18 protein-coding genes and 1 pseudogene are annotated in these 19,091 nt (G+C 43.8%); 12 read left to right on the top strand and 7 right to left on the bottom strand.

Translation table 11 applies throughout. The features are described 5' to 3' along the window. Positions 1-170 precede the first annotated feature (170 nt). From ACRQ5D_RS30730 to ACRQ5D_RS30720, 3 genes and pseudogenes are all read left to right on the top strand, one after another. Positions 171-1,713: pseudogene (locus tag ACRQ5D_RS30730) on the top strand (carboxylesterase/lipase family protein). An 86-nt stretch (positions 1,714-1,799) separates the two neighbouring features. Continuing rightward, on the top strand, positions 1,800-2,693 hold the full coding sequence (locus ACRQ5D_RS30725) for a flavin reductase family protein (RefSeq protein WP_091163440.1): 894 nt from the start codon (positions 1,800-1,802) through the stop codon (positions 2,691-2,693). A gap of 139 nt (positions 2,694-2,832) precedes the next feature. Beyond that, a complete protein-coding gene (locus ACRQ5D_RS30720) occupies positions 2,833-4,605 on the top strand; it encodes a hypothetical protein (RefSeq protein WP_091163443.1) in 1,773 nt (590 codons plus the stop codon). Positions 4,606-4,697: 92 nt separating this feature from the next. On the opposite strand, the gene ACRQ5D_RS30715 is transcribed toward ACRQ5D_RS30720, so the two are convergent. Continuing rightward, a complete protein-coding gene (locus tag ACRQ5D_RS30715) occupies positions 4,698-5,129 on the bottom strand; it encodes a hypothetical protein (RefSeq protein ID WP_432327646.1) in 432 nt (143 codons plus the stop codon). 294 nt (positions 5,130-5,423) lie between these two features. Between ACRQ5D_RS30715 and ACRQ5D_RS30710 the strand changes: the two genes are divergently transcribed. From ACRQ5D_RS30710 to ACRQ5D_RS30700, 3 genes are all read left to right on the top strand, one after another. Further along, complete coding sequence (locus ACRQ5D_RS30710; RefSeq protein WP_432327644.1) at positions 5,424-6,107, top strand: DUF5683 domain-containing protein; 684 nt, start codon at positions 5,424-5,426, stop codon at positions 6,105-6,107. A gap of 204 nt (positions 6,108-6,311) precedes the next feature. Next, positions 6,312-6,755 carry a cyanase gene (cynS, locus tag ACRQ5D_RS30705; RefSeq protein ID WP_091163451.1) on the top strand — a complete coding sequence of 148 codons (444 nt, stop codon included), beginning with the start codon at positions 6,312-6,314 and terminating at the stop codon, positions 6,753-6,755. A 306-nt stretch (positions 6,756-7,061) separates the two neighbouring features. Beyond that, a complete protein-coding gene (locus ACRQ5D_RS30700; RefSeq protein WP_432327642.1) occupies positions 7,062-7,238 on the top strand; it encodes a hypothetical protein in 177 nt (58 codons plus the stop codon). A 230-nt stretch (positions 7,239-7,468) separates the two neighbouring features. Here ACRQ5D_RS30700 and ACRQ5D_RS30695 read toward each other — a convergent pair whose 3' ends face one another. Continuing rightward, a complete protein-coding gene (locus ACRQ5D_RS30695; RefSeq protein ID WP_091162069.1) occupies positions 7,469-7,846 on the bottom strand; it encodes a hypothetical protein in 378 nt (125 codons plus the stop codon). Positions 7,847-8,527: 681 nt separating this feature from the next. Between ACRQ5D_RS30695 and ACRQ5D_RS30690 the strand changes: the two genes are divergently transcribed. After that, on the top strand, positions 8,528-8,809 hold the full coding sequence (locus ACRQ5D_RS30690) for a hypothetical protein (RefSeq protein WP_432327640.1): 282 nt from the start codon (positions 8,528-8,530) through the stop codon (positions 8,807-8,809). A 386-nt stretch (positions 8,810-9,195) separates the two neighbouring features. Here the strand turns inward: ACRQ5D_RS30690 and ACRQ5D_RS30685 are convergent, their stop codons facing one another. The 5 genes from ACRQ5D_RS30685 to ACRQ5D_RS30665 all read right to left on the bottom strand — a co-directional run bounded on the left by ACRQ5D_RS30685 (position 9,196) and on the right by ACRQ5D_RS30665 (position 13,647). Then, positions 9,196-10,098, bottom strand: a complete 903-nt coding sequence (locus ACRQ5D_RS30685; protein WP_091162072.1) for a ribose-phosphate diphosphokinase — start codon at positions 10,096-10,098, stop codon at positions 9,196-9,198. Then, positions 10,098-10,988: a hypothetical protein gene (locus tag ACRQ5D_RS30680; protein WP_432327638.1), complete on the bottom strand. Its 891-nt coding sequence runs from the start codon at positions 10,986-10,988 to the stop codon at positions 10,098-10,100. Before ACRQ5D_RS30680 ends, ACRQ5D_RS30685 begins: the two co-directional genes overlap by 1 nt. A 56-nt stretch (positions 10,989-11,044) precedes the next feature. Beyond that, the gene (locus ACRQ5D_RS30675) at positions 11,045-11,515 is read right to left on the bottom strand and encodes a nicotinamide phosphoribosyltransferase domain-containing protein (protein WP_432327636.1); all 471 of its coding nucleotides are present in this window, start codon (positions 11,513-11,515) and stop codon (positions 11,045-11,047) included. A 4-nt stretch (positions 11,516-11,519) separates the two neighbouring features. Next, positions 11,520-12,416, bottom strand: a complete 897-nt coding sequence (locus tag ACRQ5D_RS30670; RefSeq protein WP_091162074.1) for an NUDIX domain-containing protein — start codon at positions 12,414-12,416, stop codon at positions 11,520-11,522. A gap of 544 nt (positions 12,417-12,960) precedes the next feature. Then, complete coding sequence (locus ACRQ5D_RS30665) at positions 12,961-13,647, bottom strand: NUDIX hydrolase (RefSeq protein ID WP_091162075.1); 687 nt, start codon at positions 13,645-13,647, stop codon at positions 12,961-12,963. Between the two features lie 170 nt (positions 13,648-13,817). Between ACRQ5D_RS30665 and ACRQ5D_RS30660 the strand changes: the two genes are divergently transcribed. The 5 genes from ACRQ5D_RS30660 to ACRQ5D_RS30640 all read left to right on the top strand — a co-directional run bounded on the left by ACRQ5D_RS30660 (position 13,818) and on the right by ACRQ5D_RS30640 (position 19,080). Then, a complete protein-coding gene (locus ACRQ5D_RS30660; RefSeq protein ID WP_143020659.1) occupies positions 13,818-14,447 on the top strand; it encodes an RNA polymerase sigma-70 factor in 630 nt (209 codons plus the stop codon). Between the two features lie 66 nt (positions 14,448-14,513). Beyond that, positions 14,514-15,482, top strand: coding sequence for a FecR family protein (locus ACRQ5D_RS30655; RefSeq protein WP_091162078.1), 969 nt, complete (start codon positions 14,514-14,516; stop codon positions 15,480-15,482). Between the two features lie 258 nt (positions 15,483-15,740). Continuing rightward, positions 15,741-16,547 carry a carboxypeptidase-like regulatory domain-containing protein gene (locus tag ACRQ5D_RS30650; protein WP_432327632.1) on the top strand — a complete coding sequence of 269 codons (807 nt, stop codon included), beginning with the start codon at positions 15,741-15,743 and terminating at the stop codon, positions 16,545-16,547. Beyond that, the gene (locus ACRQ5D_RS30645; RefSeq protein WP_432327630.1) at positions 16,544-18,367 is read left to right on the top strand and encodes a SusC/RagA family TonB-linked outer membrane protein; all 1,824 of its coding nucleotides are present in this window, start codon (positions 16,544-16,546) and stop codon (positions 18,365-18,367) included. The genes ACRQ5D_RS30650 and ACRQ5D_RS30645 overlap by 4 nt, the downstream gene beginning before the upstream one ends. After that, positions 18,358-19,080, top strand: coding sequence for a hypothetical protein (locus tag ACRQ5D_RS30640; RefSeq protein WP_432327628.1), 723 nt, complete (start codon positions 18,358-18,360; stop codon positions 19,078-19,080). Before ACRQ5D_RS30645 ends, ACRQ5D_RS30640 begins: the two co-directional genes overlap by 10 nt. The last annotated feature ends 11 nt before the right edge of the window (positions 19,081-19,091 follow it).

Raw genomic sequence — 19,091 nt, 5'->3', positions numbered from 1 at the left:
GGCCCTGAGGCCTGAGTACTTTTATTGCCGCTGCACATATGCCGCATGTGCTTTATCTGATATTAGTTTAAACATACCCGCGAAACGCGTACCAGCATGGTAAAATACTTGTTCGCACAATTGAGATTTAGCAGTTTAATGGTAGTTTTGAGCCAACCAATCGCAATTTTATGAGACGTTTAATTTATATGCTTGCTTCAGTATTTACTATGCTGACTGCCAATGCACAACCGGCTCCCGTTAAGGTAAATGAAGGGATGCTGCAGGGTACTTTTGAAAATAGCCTCACAGTTTATAAAAGTATTCCATTTGCCGCTCCTCCGGTTGGTAAATTGCGCTGGTGCCCTCCGCAACCCGCCGCAAAATGGGATGGTGTGCGCCTGGCCGACAAATTTGCCCCGGAACCTATGCAAGGGGGCAACCCTGTGTCGGGAAAAAGTGAAGATTGCTTGTACCTGAACGTTTGGACACCTGCTAAATCACCCGATAGCAAAATTCCGGTCCTTGTATGGATTTACGGCGGTGCTTTCAATGCCGGCGGCACTGCCGAATGGGCTTATAACGGTGCCAATCTGGCGAAAAAATGTGGTGCTGGTAAGTATCGCCTATCGCGTGGGCCAGCTTGGATTTTTGGCGCATCCTGAATTGAGCGCCGAAAGCCCCAAACGAGTATCCGGTAACTACGGCCTTCTTGATATGATAGCAGCACTTAAATGGATTAAACAAAATATTGCAGCCTTTGGAGGCGATCCTGGCAAGGTAACTATTTTTGGCGAGTCGGCAGGAGGCATCGCGGTTAGTATGTTATGTGCAAGCCCACTGGCTAAAGGACTGTTTCGCGGGGCCATTTCCGAAAGCGGGGGCTCATTTGGCCCAACGCGTACCACAACATTTCCGGGCGAAAATATGAAAAAGCTGCATGATGCCGAAGCTGCCGGCGAAGCATATGCTAAAGGTGCCGGGTATCCCTCAATTGACAGTTTGCGAAAAGTTGATGCTGATAAGCTCCCCGCCGTACGCGGGCTTGCATGGCCCATTGTTGATGGCTGGGTGATTCCCGATGATCAATATAAGCTCTACGAATCCGGTAAGTATAACGACATACCAATACTGGTTGGTTATAACTCTGATGAAGGGGCCAGTTTTTCGCCGCCTAAAACTACGGATGACTATATCGCCGCAGTAAAAAACCGTTATGGAAAATTCGCCGATGAACTTATTAAGGCTTATCCGCCCGGCACCGGTACGGTAGCCAAAACCGCGCGCGACTTAACACGTGATGCAGCGTTTGGCTGGCATACCTGGAGCTGGGCTACATTACAGGCAAAAAGGGGCAAATCCAAGGTTTTTTATTATTATTTTGATCAACACCCCGAGTATCCGGCAGGTTCCTCGCAGGCAGGTTATGGATCGCCGCATGCACAGGAAGTGGCTTATGTGTTCGGCCTGCTTAATGTATCAGGTGCGCAGGCTAAAGCAGACCTTGATATTTCGGATGCAATGAGTACTTACTGGACAAACTTTGCAAAGTATGGCGACCCCAATGGTGACGGAAAGCCCGAATGGCCGGCCTACAGCCCCGCCCGTCCGGCAGTAATGTACTTTTCCCAAACGGCGCATACCGGCCCTGTTCCGGACCTTGCGTCGCTGAAAGTATTGGATGCTTATTTCAGATGGAGGCGTTCGCCGGATGGCCAGGCCGGTGTTAAGTAAACCGGAGCGCCCGGCTCCTCGTAAATGGCAGGTACCGGATCAAAGAAAATAGCTGTTAGTCCGATTAAGCTTTAAATAAAACTTGAATGAAGTTAAGAACTATTGATGCAACATCACTGACACCGGCCGAAATGCAGGTTTATCTGCACTATGCCATTGCTCCCCGGCCAATATGTTTTGTATCCACTATCAACAAAAGCGGCGGGGTTAACTTAAGTCCGTTTAGTTTTTTTAATGTTTTTAGTATCAACCCGCCAATATGTGTTTTTTCGCCCACAAGCAGGGCGCGGGATAATACCACTAAACACACGCTCGAAAATGTTTTGGAAGTGCCTGAATGTGTGATCAATATTGTGAACTATGATATGGTGCAACAGACCTATTTAACCAGTATGGATTACAAAAAAGGGGTAAACGAATTTGCGAAAGCGGGCTTTACTGAACTGGCTTCGGATACGGTAAAACCACCGAGGGTGGCGGAGTCGACCGTTCAATTGGAATGTGCAGTGAATGATGTGATATCGTTAGGAAAAAACGGGGGCGCGGGTAATTTGGTTATTGCTGAGGTGAAACGGATCCATATCAGCGAAGCTATTTTGGATGCTAATGATAAAATAGACCCGCATAAAATAGATCTGGTGGCCCGTTTAGGTGGCGATTGGTATTGCAGGGTAACCGGTGATAATTTATTTAAAATTTCCAAACCAACAGGCAGCGCCGGAATAGGTATCGGTGTAGATGCTTTTCCAAAAGAGGTTAAATATTCCAAAGTATTAACCGGGAATGATCTTGGGATATTGGGGCTTGTTGAAGCGCTGCCATCACATGAGGAGGTAAACGCTTTTAGCAAAACCGATGAAATGAAAGAACTGGTTGATGCTGCCACCAGTGACACTCACACCCTGCACCTGCATTTAAAAGCCAAACAATTGTTAGATAACGGCCGTGTAACGGATGCATGGAAAGTGTTGCTGATGTAGGTTACGCTTGTGCCTGTAGGTGATTAGCTTATAAAAGTCAATGCTACCGTAAGCGGTAGTGAGTACTTACGGCAACGGGAATTGACAGCATAATAGTAATTGGCTTTTATAGTAAGGTGGATATTAGCTATTTTTGAGCATGAAACTAAACCGCCTTATCATACTGTGTTTTGCTGTTTTATTTTTTTATGGATGTAGAAAAGGAGAAAACGCAAAAGAAATAATACCAGCACTTACACCCGGTCCGGGAGCGGCAGAAATTGGACTATCAGGTGATATAAAAAACCCTGATGGCTCCGCGGCCGAAGGAGTGGATGTTACTATAGATGGACATAAAATCACAACTTCAGCTTCCGGCTTGTTTGAGTATACCGGCAAAGTAAGTAACGCTGATAAGGTAAAACTTTCGATATCTAAAAAAGGGTATTTCAAATTCAGTAAAACCTTTACCCTGGAAGAGAATAGTACGATAGAAAACCTCTCTTACCTTTTAGTTTTGGAACAAACCGTCGGAAGTTTCGGATCGGCAAGCGGCGGTACCATTACCACTACCTACGCTACGCTGGTTTTTCAGCCTAATAGCTTTGTTAACCAAGACGGAAGTGCCTATAATGGAAACGTGACCGTAAAAATGCCTCCCAATATCATTAGCGAATATGCGGATAAATTGCCGGGGGATACCAGGGCTTTAACGGCAACGAATCAGAAAGTTGTGTTAGACCATTGGGGCGGGATGAATGTGCAGGTTTATGGCAACACGGGGCAACTGCTTAAACTGGTAAAGCCGGTTAATTATACCTATAAAATTGACTGGCGATATGTTTACATTAACAAAAGCAACCCAATAAAGATATGGAGTTACGACGAAGCCGATGATATCTGGAAAGAAGCCGGCGACGCTACCTTGAACGGACAATATTTTACCGGTAGCACAACAAGCCTATCCTATTTGCAATGGGGCACAGCTTATCCGCAAGCTTTGCTCAGGGCTTATGTAACGGATGGCAATTCAAACCCGGCCAGCTTTTTTAGGCTTGGTTGCGGTATAGATAATTACGCCGTTAATAGTTTTTCGGGCGTAAGAATTAACTCGAAAGGCGTTGCATTAATTTACGTGCCGGCCAATACACAAATACGTACAGCCGTAGCATCGCCATGTTATGATATGTTGAACGCCTTTTTAATCCCGCCAATTGCGGTCGATAAAAAATTGGAGCAACCACTGGTTGTTAATTTGGCGCTATACATAACCACCTTTGAGGGTAAAATAGAAGATTGCGGATTTAACGGCGTGAAGGGCAGGGCCGAGTTTACTTTTAACGGCAAAAAGATGCTGAGTAATCTTGATAACAATGGCTATTTTAAGTTTACCTTCCTTCTGTGCCAGTTCAATGGTTACAATGGTAAATTGGTTGTTTATGATGAGCAAAACAAAATTATTCATCAAAACAGCAATAACCCGATAAGGGCCGGCATTAAAAATGCCTATTTGGCTTCATTGTGTACTGTACCGCAAGCTGGTAAGGTAACAATAAATGTAAATGGAAAAACCTATACGTTTGAAACGCCTAAAGATAGCCTGTCGATGAGCGAGACTTTTGAACCCTGGAATGGTAGCCCGACAACCATGATCTCTGCGCACAGTGCCGACAGAACACAGGGCTTTCTTCTGACTTATCTTGGCTTTAAAGGGGGGAAAGTTGATTTGTATACCTGCGGCTTTTCTATACCTTCAAATAATTACACCATGACGTGGGGGCTTTACGAACGTGGTACTACCCAGATCACAAAATATAAAACGAGCGACACCTTAATTGAGGGAACGTTTAAAACTAAAACTAATCTCAATTTTTCGGTAGGGGCGCCCGGTGAGGTGGTGGAGATAAGCGGTAGTTTTAATATTTCGAGGTAACGGGGGATTAGCCTATAAAATCCCCCGCTGCCGCAAGAGCTGGGGGGCGGCACCTGTGCACCAATTAAAGGCAGCGTATGCTATGATTAATTTTATAAAAATTCAATCAATTCCGCTTCTCCAACGCATCTTGGCCCTTCGTGTATCCACCATTTTCTGCCTATATTTAAGTAGTGCTCTATTTTCCAACCTAAAAAGAATCTTACAGTTACTGCTTTTTCTTCACCGGGCTCAATTGTAAACCCATCATCCCACCTAATATCCCCGATGTATGTTTCAAACCTGTTGCCATCTTTGTTATATTCAAAAACGTGATTGGGCCGGTATCCGCTTAATATCCCTGTTCGTCTTCCGCCATCTTTGGTTGCTTTTAGCTTTATTAAAGCTTTAACAGAAATTAGTTGGTGTTCTTCCTGCTTTATTTCCCTGATACTCGCAAGAGTATATTTATCATAAGCCATAACATCAAATACTTTTGATGCCCCTGTATCAAGCCATCTTTTGTAGATGAGTTTGCCGTTCATGTATACGTAGAGTTCGCGATCTTTGACTTCTTTGTGGATTAGCATGGTATTTATAAAGGTAGAAATTGTGCGTGTAAACACCATGAACTATAAGATAGTTAGTGTTGAGAACGTGCTACACATGAGCACCAGCCAAGGGGAGTTTAACCAACCACTGCGACAGCCATGTTTCAGGTGCTTTTTATCATTTTAAAAGAAATAATAAAAATAATAAAAATAATATCATAAGTTATAATTAAATCGTTAATAAGCTTAGTTACAAATCTGAACCTTACTTCAAGTCACAAATCATCCATGCTGAAATTTTTGCTAATTCTTTTCTTGATGAGCTTTTTATCATCTATCATCAGCGCTCAAACCTTAGATAGGATAGAAACCGGCATAACCGATACATCAAAAAAACATTCGCCTGTTCGATCCCGATCTGCTTCTTTTGCACCCAAAATTTATCAGTCACGAGAGAGAATATATCATCCGGATAGTTCCCATATCCCGCACAAGGCAGTTATGCGTTCTTTTATGATTCCAGGTTATGGACAGGTCTATAACCGCAGATGGTGGAAAGTGCCGTTGATTTATGGTGGCCTGGGACTCCTGGCCTCGGCAATAATATATAACCAACATCAATACAATGAATATCTCACTATATCGCGATATCGTCAGGGTGATCCGCCAAGCCCCGGCGCCCCCTATTACGACCGATATGTTCTTTTCAGGGATTATCAGGTTTCTGATGCCCGATTGAGCGATGTACGGGAGAATTCAAGAAGAAACAGGGATTTGAGTATAATGGGTTTTCTGGCAGTTTGGGGCATCCAGGCAATTGATGCATACATTGATGCGAAGTTCCTGCATTCTTATTCAGTTGATAATAATCTATCATTCAGGGCAACTCCCCAAGTTATAAATCAACGGGTATATGCACAGCATGCCGGCTTTAAATATATTCCGGGTATTAAAGTAATTTGTAGCTTCTGATAAGTTGTTTAAAAGCGATTCAGTAAAACTTATATTAAAAAGTCACGAGTACGCTACCCTTTTGCCCTGCGCTGCATATTCGCGCCAATTTGGAATAGCATTACAAACTATCAAAATCGTTGATTAATACCATTACTTGTCCGAAAAGCGCCATGGTTCATAGTAGGTTGCCTGTTAATTTTGTATTTAAAAAAGAAGCGCAAAATGAACAGGACAACCGCAACTCAAATCATCATCAGTCAGATCAAAAACAAGCAGGTTAAATACCAGGAATTGGCCAATGCCATCAGCAGAAGCTTAGTTTGGACAACCCTTGCGTTGCACGGGCAGGCTGTAATGGAAAAACACGAAGCCGAAAAGATCGGCGAACTGCTTGATCTGGATGCAGAACTTGTAACCTCCCTGCAGGAGATCCCCGATAGAGGTTCCTTAGATGAAATGCCGCCTAAAGACCCTACCCAATACCGTTTTTATGAATTGCTGTTGGTTTACGGCACAACCCTTAAAGCTATCATCAACGAACAGTTTGGCGACGGAATCATGAGCGCCATTGATTTTACCATGGATATCAGCAAGGTTGAAAACCCTGCCGGCGACCGCGTTAAGGTGATTATGGAGGGCAAGTTTCTGCCGTTTAAGAAGTGGTAAACTAACAATGTTTTCTTTGCCTTGGTTGGAGTTATACAACTGCTAAACTTCGACTTGTTGGGGACATGATTACATCCCCTCAATAGAATTCGATAGTGTACTACTTGCCGATCATTTTTTTACTTAAATATGGGCTGTAATCGAGAACGCCTGTGGAGGATGGACATTTATAATGTTGAAAAAAGAAAGGATAAAAAGCACTATACCTCCAATTGCTGGTGCACGCGTGTCGCTTGTACCTTGTCCGTTTGCTTTGAAAGGATTTTTGACGAATTTGCAACTTCACCTAATTAGATTTGTGACCAGTTGAGAGGAACACGCGGCACGCGTGCACCAGCGAAGGCTTTCAGCAAAACCGATGAAATGAAAGAACTGGTTGATGCTGACACCAGTGACACCCACACCCTGCACCTGCATTTAAAAGCCAAACAATTGTTAGATAACGGCCGGGTAATGGATGCCTGGAAAGCGTTGTTGATGTAGGTTATTTAAGCCTTGCGATAGCTTATATCGAAAGCTAAGGTCTTAAGCATGGTAAAATTCAACTTAACTTAGACTTAAAACTATGCAAGCATTTTGCTTGCGTAGTCTGACTGGCAGTAAAGTAATTACCACCGTCAAAAGTTGAGCTGAAAGCTTAACTCACTTTAGGACGAAGTTACGCTATCGCTAAACTTCGACCAGAGGGGGTAGCTTCAGCACTGCAAAGCGCATTATAATACGACATCTCCGTCAAATGGTGGCTGTAACAGAAAGTCCCGCCATGCTTCTACAAGTTCTTTTAATTCTGTAGTAGGAATTTCCGGATAATTCCTCCCAACATCATCTATATAAAATATCGTAATGGTTTTGTAAACCGTAATTTCTACAAGATCGGAACCAGATTCATATTCGGCAAGTTCACCGCTGAGTACTTTTTCTATCTGTGGGATTACTTCTTCAGTCAGGTCATCCGCCCCCCAACCATATAAAAAGCTGCTGGCTATACTATTGGTATGTGGTATCTTACTAATCTTTTTACCCCATTTGCCCATGTCCATAACCTTATTGGTAAAATTAATCTCGTATTTTTCTATTAACTCCCGGTTCATTTAGCGGTATTTTTTATGAGATAGATAAGCGTCATCGGTTATGCTCTCTTGTGGGCATGGTTTTGTTGATGATTTCTGTTTTTAAAGCTATGGTTAATTCTTGAAAGATACGGTATATATGATTGCGGTGTTGAGTGTTTTAGTACTGGTGCACGCGTGTCGCGTGTACCTTGTCCGTTTTGTTTTGAAAAGATATTTGACAAATTTGTAACTTCACCTAATTAGACATTCATGATCAGTTGAAAGAAACACGCGGCACGCGTGCTCCAGCGAAGAGATAGAGCATTAGTTCATTATATCAAATCAATACTTTCCAATGAATAACAATACGCGGACGGTATGCGATGTTACAACGTCAATATTTTAACTACAACACAAAAAAAGTATTAATATATAACTATTAATATTGGGACCTAAACTTGTTTATTATGATTATCAATAAAAGCAAAATTATTGCTGCTCCATTGTTATTATTTTTTGTTTTTTGGAGCATCATTTTAATGGGGCAGACGAAGAAAATCCATTTATTGTGCCCACGTAAAAATTTTGAAAAAAAATTATAGATTCTGTATTTGGCTATTTTAATTCAAGGAAAAAAATACAATTCTGCTAAGAATTCAAAAGAATAAGGATTCTACATCCAGTGTCGGAGTAGGTGTCTATCAGGTAAGACTTACAACATTGGCAGAAGATGATCTTTATAGTTTACTTTTAAAGAAAGACAAATACTACGGCTTCTTTGAATATAAAAAGCACCCTGTTTTAGTTTATGGCCGAAGTGAAGACCCGGGATACTTCTTTTCGAGATTAAAAGCTACGAAAGCCTTCAAATTCTTAAACGCATATCAAGGAGGTTTTGATAACGAACCGCCTGTAAGTATTGAGCCAACAGTTTTTATTTTTTATTATAATAAAGATCGTTTTTTATTTGGATTGAGTGGTATGTTTGGCTTTTGGGAATAAAGTTAATATAAGCGTACTACAAGAGATCTTAGACGAAATCTTGAATTACGAATGCTGTTACTTATTGTATGTTTGAACAACAAGGGCAGTTCTCTGAAACTGGAATATATATTCTGGTCGAAGCGGTAGCGTGACTTGAACCTAAAACTGTTCAAGCATTTTGCTTGCATGGCCTAAATAGTAATAAACGATATAACTGTCATAAAGTTAAGCTGAAAGCTTAACTCATTTTAGGAGTGATTCCTTTATATAGTTAATCTTGCTTTGCCAAAGAAAACGGTCCTTTATATCTTGCATAATTTGATCTCTTTTTGGAATTCTCTTTTTGCTTTGATATTGCTTAGTTTCTTTGAATAACAAATTCTTTTAAAAAATCTCTTAGCGCTTCACCCACAAATCAACCCCGCCACAGTCCTCACTTCAACAAAATCATCTCCTTCCAAATCCTTACAGTTCACATGCGTATCGGTACAAATGAGTTTCTTAATAGCCCCACAGGCTTTTAACTTTCCAATGCCATCGTTCACAAATAAACCATGTGTGGTGATCACATAAATATCCCCGGCACCGGCATTTTTGTAAGTCATCGCGGCGTTTACGATGCTGCCGCCCGAGCGGATCATGTCGTCATAGATAATAACCGTTTTGCCGGCTACGTCGGCGTTGATGGCGCTTACTTCGGTATGGTCGCCTTTGAGGCGGCGTTTCAGGATGAAAGCGGCATTTACGCCAATGTCGTTAGCTAATGACTCAACCCATTTGGCACGACCTGCATCCGTGCTGGCCATTACAAAGTTATCGCCGCCGTATCGGGTGGCCGCTTCAATCACAATATCTTTGCAGTATACGTGTACGGGGTACAGGTCCTGCTCAAAGTAGTACTGGATGCCCTCGCTATGCAGATCGAACAGCATCACTTTGTTGCCCCGGTTTGATTTTGGTATGGCCGAAAGCAGGCGCGCGCGGGTTTTGGCAGTTACAATTTCGCCGGGTTTAACGGCGCGTTCCATGGTGCTGTAACCAAAGTAGGGGATCACCAGCGTAAGCGAATCGGCACCATAACTTACCAGCGACGAAGCAAGGTCGTACAGTTCAAGCGTGGCGCTATCGCTCACGGTACCGCCGATCAGCAGCACCTCTCTGCCTTCCACGTTGGATAGGATACGCTGATAGCGCTCGCCATCGGTAAAGTGGCTTACTTCAATTTCGCCGCGTTCGCAATGGCCAAGGGCCAGTACTTTTTCGGCAAGGTATTCATATCCGGTTATGGCAAAAAGTAATTTTTTCATTATTGGTTCTGTAAGGTGTTAATCACCTGCTCAAAAGTAAAATCTTTAATGATATGGCCGTTCTCAAAAACGGTTTGCAGCTGGTCGGCCAGTTCGGGTTGTTCATCGTGGTGAAAGGTTTTATAGCCTTCGGTAGTTTTTACCAGTTTAAGTCTACCGCCTTTGCTCTTTTTGAAACTTGTGGTGATGTTACCGTTGGCATCCATTTCCGCAGGACTTTTCTCAACAGCTACTTCCTTACCGTTGATCACTGCGCTGCTACATTTCAGGGCAAACTTTTGGGTATCACGGTCTACCTTTTGTAGTAGCGCCCCGCCCATGCCCAGCACCAGGTTTTCGGCGCTGATGCCGTTTTCTTTCAGGGCTTTGTAAATCACGCCGATCTCGGTATAATTAACCCCATCGCCCTGGATCACCCTAACCTGCGGAGGCAGTACTTTATACCCTTTGGCATTGGTAGTAAAACCGAATTTATCAAACAGGATCTTGAAAATTTCCAGTAAGGTCATCACCGGATCGCCGCTATCCGGGCGGATTACCAGGGTGCCATCGCGTTTAAGGATTTCTTCTTTCAAATCCTCGCCCCAGTATTCGCTGCAGGCGCGGAAAATATTGAAACTATCGCTCACACAGGCAATAACGCCGGTAGGGAAGCTGCGAAGCACATGTTTAAATACTTCCAGTTCGCCTTCCTGCCCAAGCAGGGTGCAAATGCTGTGCTCCGTAGCCGGAATGCTTAGTCCGTATACCTTTTCGGCATGGTAGTATTTTATAGCCATACCAGAGCCGGCAAGGTTATCGCTGCCTGCAAAGCTGAGCAGGTGAGCCGCACCACCAATTTTGGCACTTTCTACACTACTCACCCCGCGGAAACCGAAGTCATTCAGCACAAAACCAATCCCGCCGAAAGCTTCTGGTGTGGCGGTTTCCTCGTAGTATTGGGTAACTACTTTTTAACCTCGTGGCTAAGCGTAGCCACGGTGCAAGGGTACCAAACCTGCATCAGCAGGGTTTCGAGGAAGTTGGTGAGCCAGTAACATTCGGGGTCGGTGTTTTCGATGGTCATGAGTACGTTGCCGGTGGGCACGCTGGTACCTTCGGCCACTGCTTTGATGCGTACCGGCAAATAACCGTTGTATTTATCTAATATGTACTGAAACTTGCTGCAATCAAACACATCATCGCGGCCAAATACCTGTTTCAAAAACTCGTCGGCCTCATCCAGGTCAACCTGGTTAAAGGCTGGTCCCTGCAGGTATTCTTTCAAAAAATATTGCAGACCGAAAAAAACGGTTTCGTTGAACATGCCCCCGCGGCTTTCCAGGTAACTGTAAATATTGGTGGTGCCAAGGTAGTAAAATTTATGGTGGGCGTATTTATATGCGTCGGCTAAGAGGATCAGATTTTCCTTTTTCATGGCTTTAATTTTTAAGGTATTTGCCGGTGATGAAATTAAACAATTCAATGTGTTCTTCGCTTACAGAGCCATCTTTTATCATTAAAGGCAGGTCTGTTAGTTTAAACCAGGCCAGGTCGGCAATATCATCCTGGGCCTTTGGTTCGCCACCAATAAAATCACAGCTAAACAGCAGGGTAATGATCTTATCAACCTCGCTGCGGTAGCGCCAGTCGTTTATTTTGGCCGATGTTTCGTACTGCATGGCGGTGGTTTGCATTTCGCCGCATTCCTCGGCAAGCTCGCGTTTGGCAGCATCTTCGTAACAGGCATCTTCTGGGTCGGAGAAACCACCCACAAAGCGCCATTTATTATTGATGACTTTTTTGCCTAAGAGGATCTCACTGCGGTTATTTCTGAAGAGGGCTACATCCACCGTAGGGTACACCTTTGGATATTGGTTATAGTAAGCGTATAGAATCCCCGCACGGAAATCGTTTGAGTCGAAAACCTTATCGGCGTATTGCTTGCGTAGCTCGGTTGCGTTATAATCACCGTGTTCGGGCAGTTCGATGGTTTCAAACTTACCGCTGTAGTAGGGAATGAAGCTGTCGCGGCTGCCGTACAGACAAAACTGCTCGGCATTGAAAACACTTTTCAGCAGGTTGTCCAGTTTATCCGACCAAACTTTATCGCTCGGGTTATCGCTGATGGGGAGCACCACAATTTCAGGATAATCTTTTTTGATCATCTTTTCACGCGTGTAATAGTCGTAAGGATTTTTGCGACTGCCTTTTATGGGGCTAACGCCCAGTAATATAATCAGTTTGGCATGGTTTTGCTTAACTTGTCCTATCAATTCCCGGTGACCCTCATGCAGGTACGGCGTTTGAAAGCGTGCTATTATTACTCCTGTTTTCATTTCTAATTTGCGTTAATTATACACAAATATAAATATGTGTTTTTAATACGCAAATTATTTTTTAATTTTTTTGGGGATAAACTTGTAATGGTGTTAAAATAAACTGGTCACGCTGAAGTTATTTCAGCACGCCATAAGCCGAGGCGCAAACATAGCGGAGACATAGCATGTGAGATCCCGAAATAAATTCGGGACGACGGGTGTGGGCATGTTGAACTTATTTCAACACGCCATAAGCCGAGGCGCAAACATAGCGGAGACTTAGCATGTGAGATCCCGAAATAAATTCGGGACGACGGATGTGGGCATGTTGAACTTGTTTCAGCACCCCACAAGCCGAGGCGTAAGCATAGCGGAGACTAAGCCTGTGAGATCCCGAAATAAATTCGGGACGACGGATGTGGGCATGTTGAACTTATTTCAACACGCCATAAGCCGAGGCGCAAGCATAGTGGTGACTTAGCATGTTGGATCCCGAAATAAATTCGGGACGATGGAAAAGTTAAAAGTCTCCCCAACCGGGGGAGATTTAGAGGGGCTCGGCTTATATCTCGAAACTAATTCCCTCTTTCTTCAACTGAAAATACTTTTCCTCGTTAAAGCGGAAAAGGTTACCCGGTCTGCCGGCGCCTTCGAGGGCCTGTTTTTCGGTAGTTTCTTCGAGGAAGCCGTATTTGGTGATCTTCTTTTTAAAGTTACGGCGGTCGATAGGGCGGTCGAGCACGGCGAGGTAGAGCTTTTCGAGTTCAGAAAAGGGGAACTTTTCTTCAAGCAGCTCGAAACCTACGGGCTGATAAAGCATTTTGCTTTTAAGGCGTTCGCGCGCTACGCTGATGATGGTGGTATGATCGAACGCCAGGGCGGGAAGCTTTTTGATATTGAACCAGTTTACATCGCTGGCGTCGGTAGCGGCTTTAACAACAAAGGCGTCGGGCCGTACAAGGCCATAATAAGTTATGGAGATCACCCTGTTACGCGGGTCGCGCCCCGGCTGGCCAAAGCTGTACAGTTGCTCCAGGTAAGTGATGTTTACACCGGTTTCCTCTCTTAGCTCACGCTGAATAGCTTCCTCTAACGATTCGTGGTCAGCTACCAGGCCGCCCGGTAATGCCCAGCTGTTTTTAAAAGGCTCGATATTGCGTTTAATGAGCAATACGGACAATCCCTCTTTGGAGGTATATCCGAATACTACGGCATCAACGGCAACCTTTATGTTTTGGGTGACTGGCATAATACAAAGTTAGATATTGGGAAGCGGTGGGGCAAGAGAAAGGCAACTATTCAATTAATTAAAACCAGGGTGTCAGCCACTATTTCATTATGTTTTATTAGCTGATGAGGTAACCTGTTTAATGGGTGGAATATTTAAAAGTTTTTTTATTTAAAAATTTTCTTGTAAATATGCCCTACCAATCAGTAAACCGTTTTACCGCCGCTATGCTTCACGATAAGGAATATCAAATGTGGCCCGATGCCCGGTTATTGGAGCAGTTAAGGCTTGATGACCGTAAGGCATTTGAAATTCTATACCATAAATATTCGTCGAAGTTGTTTTACGCGGCTTATAATCTTTTCAGGGATAAGGATGTTTGTGAAGACCTGGTGCAGGAACTATTTATTGATCTGTGGACAAAGCGCAATCAGCTAAATATCACTTCGCTTGAAGCTTATCTCAAAGTAGCCATCAGGCACCGCGTGTTATTTTATCTCCGCACAAAAAAAGCATCGGTAGATCTCGCCGTGATTGAGACACTGGTTGAAAAGTATTCGGCCGATAGTAAATTGTTCCAGGATGATATTGCTCATTTACTGGAAGATGGCGTAGCTCAACTCCCCGAAAAATGCCGGCAGATCTTTACCCTGAGCCGTAAAGAATATCTCAGCAATAAAGAGATAGCCACCCGGCTAAACATCTCCATTAAAACCGTCGAAAACCAGATCACTATTGCTTTGAGGTATCTGCGCACTGGCTTAACTGACTACCTGCCGTCGGTAGTGGCGCTGGTATTGCTGCACATGTTTGGCAAATAGACCCCAAAAAATATTTTCAATTGCTTTGGGGGTACCCCGGTTTATTGCATCCTGCAGTTATAAACCATGGCAAAATTCCCTTTCAGAAAAAAACAATCCGGTGCAAATGACAGGCATTTGCAGGAAGAGCTTGTAAATAAATATTTCGACGAGCTCGATCTCCGCAGCGTACAAAACGAGGCAGGTGATGAGGTGGAATTTAATGCTGATGGCGTGTACAGCAGAATCAATGCTGCTTTAGAGAATACAGAAAAGAAAAATCCGGGAAAATTAAAAAAATGGATGGTTGCGGCTTCGCTTCTTGCAGGCTTATGTATTTCGGTAACAATAGCTTATCAATACCGCTATGCCCTGCTTGATCGTTTGGATCCTATTGCCAGCAAACAATTGGTTGCCGCTAACGGGCAAACTGTAAATTTCACCCTTGCCGATGGTACCAGAATATGGTTAAATGCTGGCAGTAAACTTACTTATCCCGAAACCTTCCGGGGCGAAAAACGAGAGATCAGGCTGGAAGGCGAAGCTTTTTTGGATGTGGCACATGACCCTGCCAAAGCTTTTATTATACATACCGGAAAAGTGCGCACCCAGGTGCTGGGCACCAGTTTTAATATCAAAGCCTACGCTAACGAAAGCTTTATTAAGGTTGACGTTTTAAGCGGCAAAGTTGGGGTAGTTACTCCGGCCGGTGCAACAAAAAGTACAGCCACATTTTTAACCCCCGCCGAGGAGGTTGTTTTTGATAAGGATAAGCTATCCGTGATAAAAAATGCTCAGGTTGATGTAAACGCCCTAAGCAGTTGGAAAGACGGTGAATTGGTATTTAAAAATATGGCGCTGCCCGAAGTGCTCAACACCATTAACCGTCACTTCAATGTAACCGTAAAGGCCGATGTTAACCTGGCGCGTTGCTCTATCACCGCCAACTTTACCAATGTTTCACTGGAAAATATCATGAAGATCATATCGAAACTGGTGAAGGGAAAAGCTGTGCAAAAGGGCCCGGCTTATCAGCTAAAAGGCAAGGGCTGCTAACATAAAACCAACTAATAAAAGAGATATACCAATTATCAGTTAACCTAAATACAAGCTATGACAACATAAATACATTAAAAAACCCTGCTCAAAAGGGATTTTGACAGGGTTAAACTAAAATGCCGGATTATTAATAAGTGCAGCGTTTAGAGGTCCAATTCAGAACGAAGCACTTGAATTTCAAACACTTTAATTTTCTCAAATCTATGAATATATCTCTATTTTCAAATGGAGTAATCTCGTCATGTATTAATATTAATGAAAATTACCTCGCTTGCCTGCTTTGTGGTTTGCCTCATGTGCTTTACGGCCGTGGCAAACAACTCTTTCGGGCAAAAATTTCTGGAGGTATCGGTTACGCTCAAGCTCAAAAATGCCAAGCTAACCGATGCGCTGGATAAGATCTCGAACCAAAAGCATATCAAATTTGCCTACGCCGATAATGTACTTAAACCAACTTATGTCATAAGCCTTAAGGTCAAGGACAAAAGTATTAAGGAAGTACTTGATCAAGTTTTAACGCCCTTCAACCTCAGCTATAAGATCATTGACGATGTTATAGTTATTGATGAAAAGCCGGAGATAGAAAGCAGCACCGGCGGTATTGAGCAGGGCCCCAGGCAACCCATCAAAGTTAAAGGTAAAGTTACCGACGAAAATAACTTATTTATACCCGGCGCAAGCGTACGGGTTAAAGGTACAACCATTGGCACCGTAACCGATATTAACGGTAATTACACCATTGATGCGCCCGATGCTGACGCTGTACTGGTGTTTAACTTTATAGGCTATGCAACAAAAGAGCAGCCCATCGGCAACCAGGCTACGTTGAATGTGCAACTGGTCCCCGAGCGTACTTCGCTTAATGAGGTAGTGGTGGTAGGTTACGGTACCCAGCGGCGCACTAATGTTATAGGCGCGGTAGATCAGATCAGCGCGAAAGCCATTGAATCAAAACCTTCAATAAACTTAACACAGGCTTTGCAGGGCACTTCGCCCAACCTTATCATCCAGCAAACCAGCTCCGAGCCGGGAGCTTATGCCAATGTGAATATCAGGGGGTGAGCACACTTAATGATAACACCCCATTGGTGGTAATTGATGGTATTACCGGTGGTGATATCAACCTCCTTAATCCACAGGATATCGAAAGTGTTTCGGTACTAAAAGATGCCGGTTCGGCGGCTATTTATGGTTCACGCTCGGCAAATGGGGTTATTTTAGTAACTACCAAAAAAGGTAAGAATAATTCACGCACTACCGTAAATTACAATGGACAGGCAGGTATCCAATCCCCGCACGTGGGTTATAAACCGGTACACAGTTATGAAAATGCCATTTTACGCAATGAGGCTATGGTTAATGCCGGTTTGCAGCCTATTTATAGTCCGCAGCAAATTCGTGATTTTCAGCAACAGGGCGATCAACAATGGTTCCTGGATGCCATTTTGAAAGACTCATGGCAGCAAAGCCATAACCTAAGTTTAACAGGTGGCAATGCTACAACATCGTTCCTGGTGTCGGCGGGCGTAACCGACCAGCGCAGCAACCTTGTTGGTCCTGATTATGGTTTAAGGCGTTATAACTACCGCATGAACTTAACCAGTAACTACGGTAAGTTAAAGCTTACAAGTATCCTGGCTTATTCACGCTCCGAAATCAGAGAACACTCCTACAGCACAGGCACGCTGATAGTGGATGCAGGCCGTACACCCACCTATTATAAAATTAAAGACGATCAGGGCCGGTACCTTACCAATGATGTACTCACAGAGTTTAACCCGCTTGGTATCCTGGAACAGGGCGGTTACCGTACCCATGACGATGACAATCTGTTAGGTAACTTAAATGCAGAACTTTCTGTTACCAAAGATTTTAAACTGAAAGCTGTTTTTGGCGGCAGGTTATTGTCCGATCACCAGTTTACGCGTGTTAAGCAGGTGAATTTTTATCCATCCGGAACTTACGGGGCAGATCGTAACACCAATGATGATAATAACAAAACCCTGTTCACCAATACGCAGTTACTGGCCGAGTTTGCCAAAACTTTTAATAAATCACACAATGTTGATGTATTGGTAGGCGTGGCTAACGAATCTACCACGGCAAAGCAAAACAGTATCCATCTTAAATATACCGACCCGGAACTGGGTACACCTACCACCGGTACTATCATTGACCCCGCTACTTCATCAGCATCCAATAACGGAACTACCGAAACAAGTCTTAACTCATTATTTGGCAGGGCAAGTTATTCGTACCAAAATAAGTATTATGGCGAGTTTGATTTTCGTGTAGATGCTTCGTCAAAATTTGCGCCGCAAAATCGCGGCGCTTTCTTCCCTTCGGTATCGGGCGGCTACCGCCTTACCGAGGAGCGCTTCATGCAAAACTATCGTAACAACATCGGCGATTTGAAACTGCGTGCATCATACGGTATTTTGGGTAATCAAAGTGTTAGCGATTATCAATACCTGCGCACTTATGGCCCTTTTCAAAATGCTTATGGTTTTAACAACTCGGGCGTGGGTGGCACAGCCATATCCTTTGCCAACCCCGATCTGCGTTGGGAACGTGCTGCAACACTGAATATTGGGGTTGATGCAGGCTTCCTGAAAAACAGTTTGACAGTTGCTATCGACTACTTTAATAAAACCACCCGCGATATCCTGCTGCCACCCATTGTGCCGGGAACCTTTGGTGCTGGTTTGCCAAGTTATAACGCGGGCAAAGTACAAAACCATGGCTGGGAGCTAACGGTTAACTATTATCTCACTACGCAAAACTTTAAACACTCCTTTAGCTTCAACGTGGCTGATAGCAAAAACAAGGTGCTTTACCTTGAGGGCGGCGATCAGCTAAAAGCTATGATGAGATGCAGGTGATCAACCGCGTAGGCTTGCCGATAGGCTCATATGTTGCCTTAAAACGCGACGGCTATTTCCAAAACCTTCATGATATTCAAACAGGTCCTAAGCCAACCGGTTTAACCGTATCGCCCGGCGATAACCGCTATGTTGATGTTAACGGCGACGGCGTAATTGACGATAACGATAAGTTTGTTTTCGGTAACCCGTTCCCTCGCTTAACTTTCGGTTTTACATATAATGTAAGCTATAAAGGCTTTGACTTTAACCTGTTTTTACAGGGCGTAGGTAAACGCAGCATGTTTATCAGGGGCGAGCAGGTTGAGCCATTTCACGTAAACTACTCACAGGTTATCTATCAGCACGAGCTTGATTTCTGGACACCTCAAAATCCTGATGCCCGTTTTCCGCGCCTTGCGGCCAGCGGCAGCCAATCAAACGAAAACAACTTCAGGCGTGGATCAGATATGTATTTGTTTGATGGCAAGTACCTGCGCGTAAAAAATGTACAGGTGGGCTATACACTTCCAAATGCATGGGCCAAGTTGCTGGGTTTACAAAAACTGAGGGCTTATGTATCGGGCCAAAACCTGCTTACGTTTTCGGGCGTGAAATTTATCGATCCAGAATCGACCGAATTTAACAGTAACCTGGGGGCTGGCGGCGCTAACAGTGCGCGGTCATACCCAACGCCAATTTACTACGGTTTTGGTTTAGATGTAACCCTATAACACTATCCATC

The sequence above is a fragment of the Mucilaginibacter sp. P25 genome, from assembly GCF_050859465.1.
GTDB classification, from domain to species: Bacteria; Bacteroidota; Bacteroidia; order Sphingobacteriales; family Sphingobacteriaceae; genus Mucilaginibacter; species Mucilaginibacter gossypii.
This window is presented reverse-complemented; position numbering and strand designations above follow the sequence as displayed.

Excerpts from the sequence above, each read along its gene's own strand:
- ACRQ5D_RS30725 (WP_091163440.1), top strand. The coding sequence starts at position 1,800 with ATGAAGTTAAGAACTATTGATGCAACATCACTGACACCGGCCGAAATG.
- ACRQ5D_RS30720 (WP_091163443.1), top strand. The coding sequence starts at position 2,833 with ATGAAACTAAACCGCCTTATCATACTGTGTTTTGCTGTTTTATTTTTT.
- ACRQ5D_RS30715 (WP_432327646.1), bottom strand. The coding sequence starts at position 5,129 with ATGAACGGCAAACTCATCTACAAAAGATGGCTTGATACAGGGGCATCA.
- ACRQ5D_RS30710 (WP_432327644.1), top strand. The coding sequence starts at position 5,424 with ATGCTGAAATTTTTGCTAATTCTTTTCTTGATGAGCTTTTTATCATCT.
- cynS (WP_091163451.1), top strand. The coding sequence starts at position 6,312 with ATGAACAGGACAACCGCAACTCAAATCATCATCAGTCAGATCAAAAAC.
- ACRQ5D_RS30695 (WP_091162069.1), bottom strand. The coding sequence starts at position 7,846 with ATGAACCGGGAGTTAATAGAAAAATACGAGATTAATTTTACCAATAAG.
- ACRQ5D_RS30685 (WP_091162072.1), bottom strand. The coding sequence starts at position 10,098 with ATGAAAAAATTACTTTTTGCCATAACCGGATATGAATACCTTGCCGAA.
- ACRQ5D_RS30675 (WP_432327636.1), bottom strand. The coding sequence starts at position 11,515 with ATGAAAAAGGAAAATCTGATCCTCTTAGCCGACGCATATAAATACGCC.
- ACRQ5D_RS30670 (WP_091162074.1), bottom strand. The coding sequence starts at position 12,416 with ATGAAAACAGGAGTAATAATAGCACGCTTTCAAACGCCGTACCTGCAT.
- ACRQ5D_RS30665 (WP_091162075.1), bottom strand. The coding sequence starts at position 13,647 with ATGCCAGTCACCCAAAACATAAAGGTTGCCGTTGATGCCGTAGTATTC.
- ACRQ5D_RS30660 (WP_143020659.1), top strand. The coding sequence starts at position 13,818 with ATGCCCTACCAATCAGTAAACCGTTTTACCGCCGCTATGCTTCACGAT.
- ACRQ5D_RS30655 (WP_091162078.1), top strand. The coding sequence starts at position 14,514 with ATGGCAAAATTCCCTTTCAGAAAAAAACAATCCGGTGCAAATGACAGG.
- ACRQ5D_RS30650 (WP_432327632.1), top strand. The coding sequence starts at position 15,741 with ATGAAAATTACCTCGCTTGCCTGCTTTGTGGTTTGCCTCATGTGCTTT.
- ACRQ5D_RS30640 (WP_432327628.1), top strand. The coding sequence starts at position 18,358 with ATGCAGGTGATCAACCGCGTAGGCTTGCCGATAGGCTCATATGTTGCC.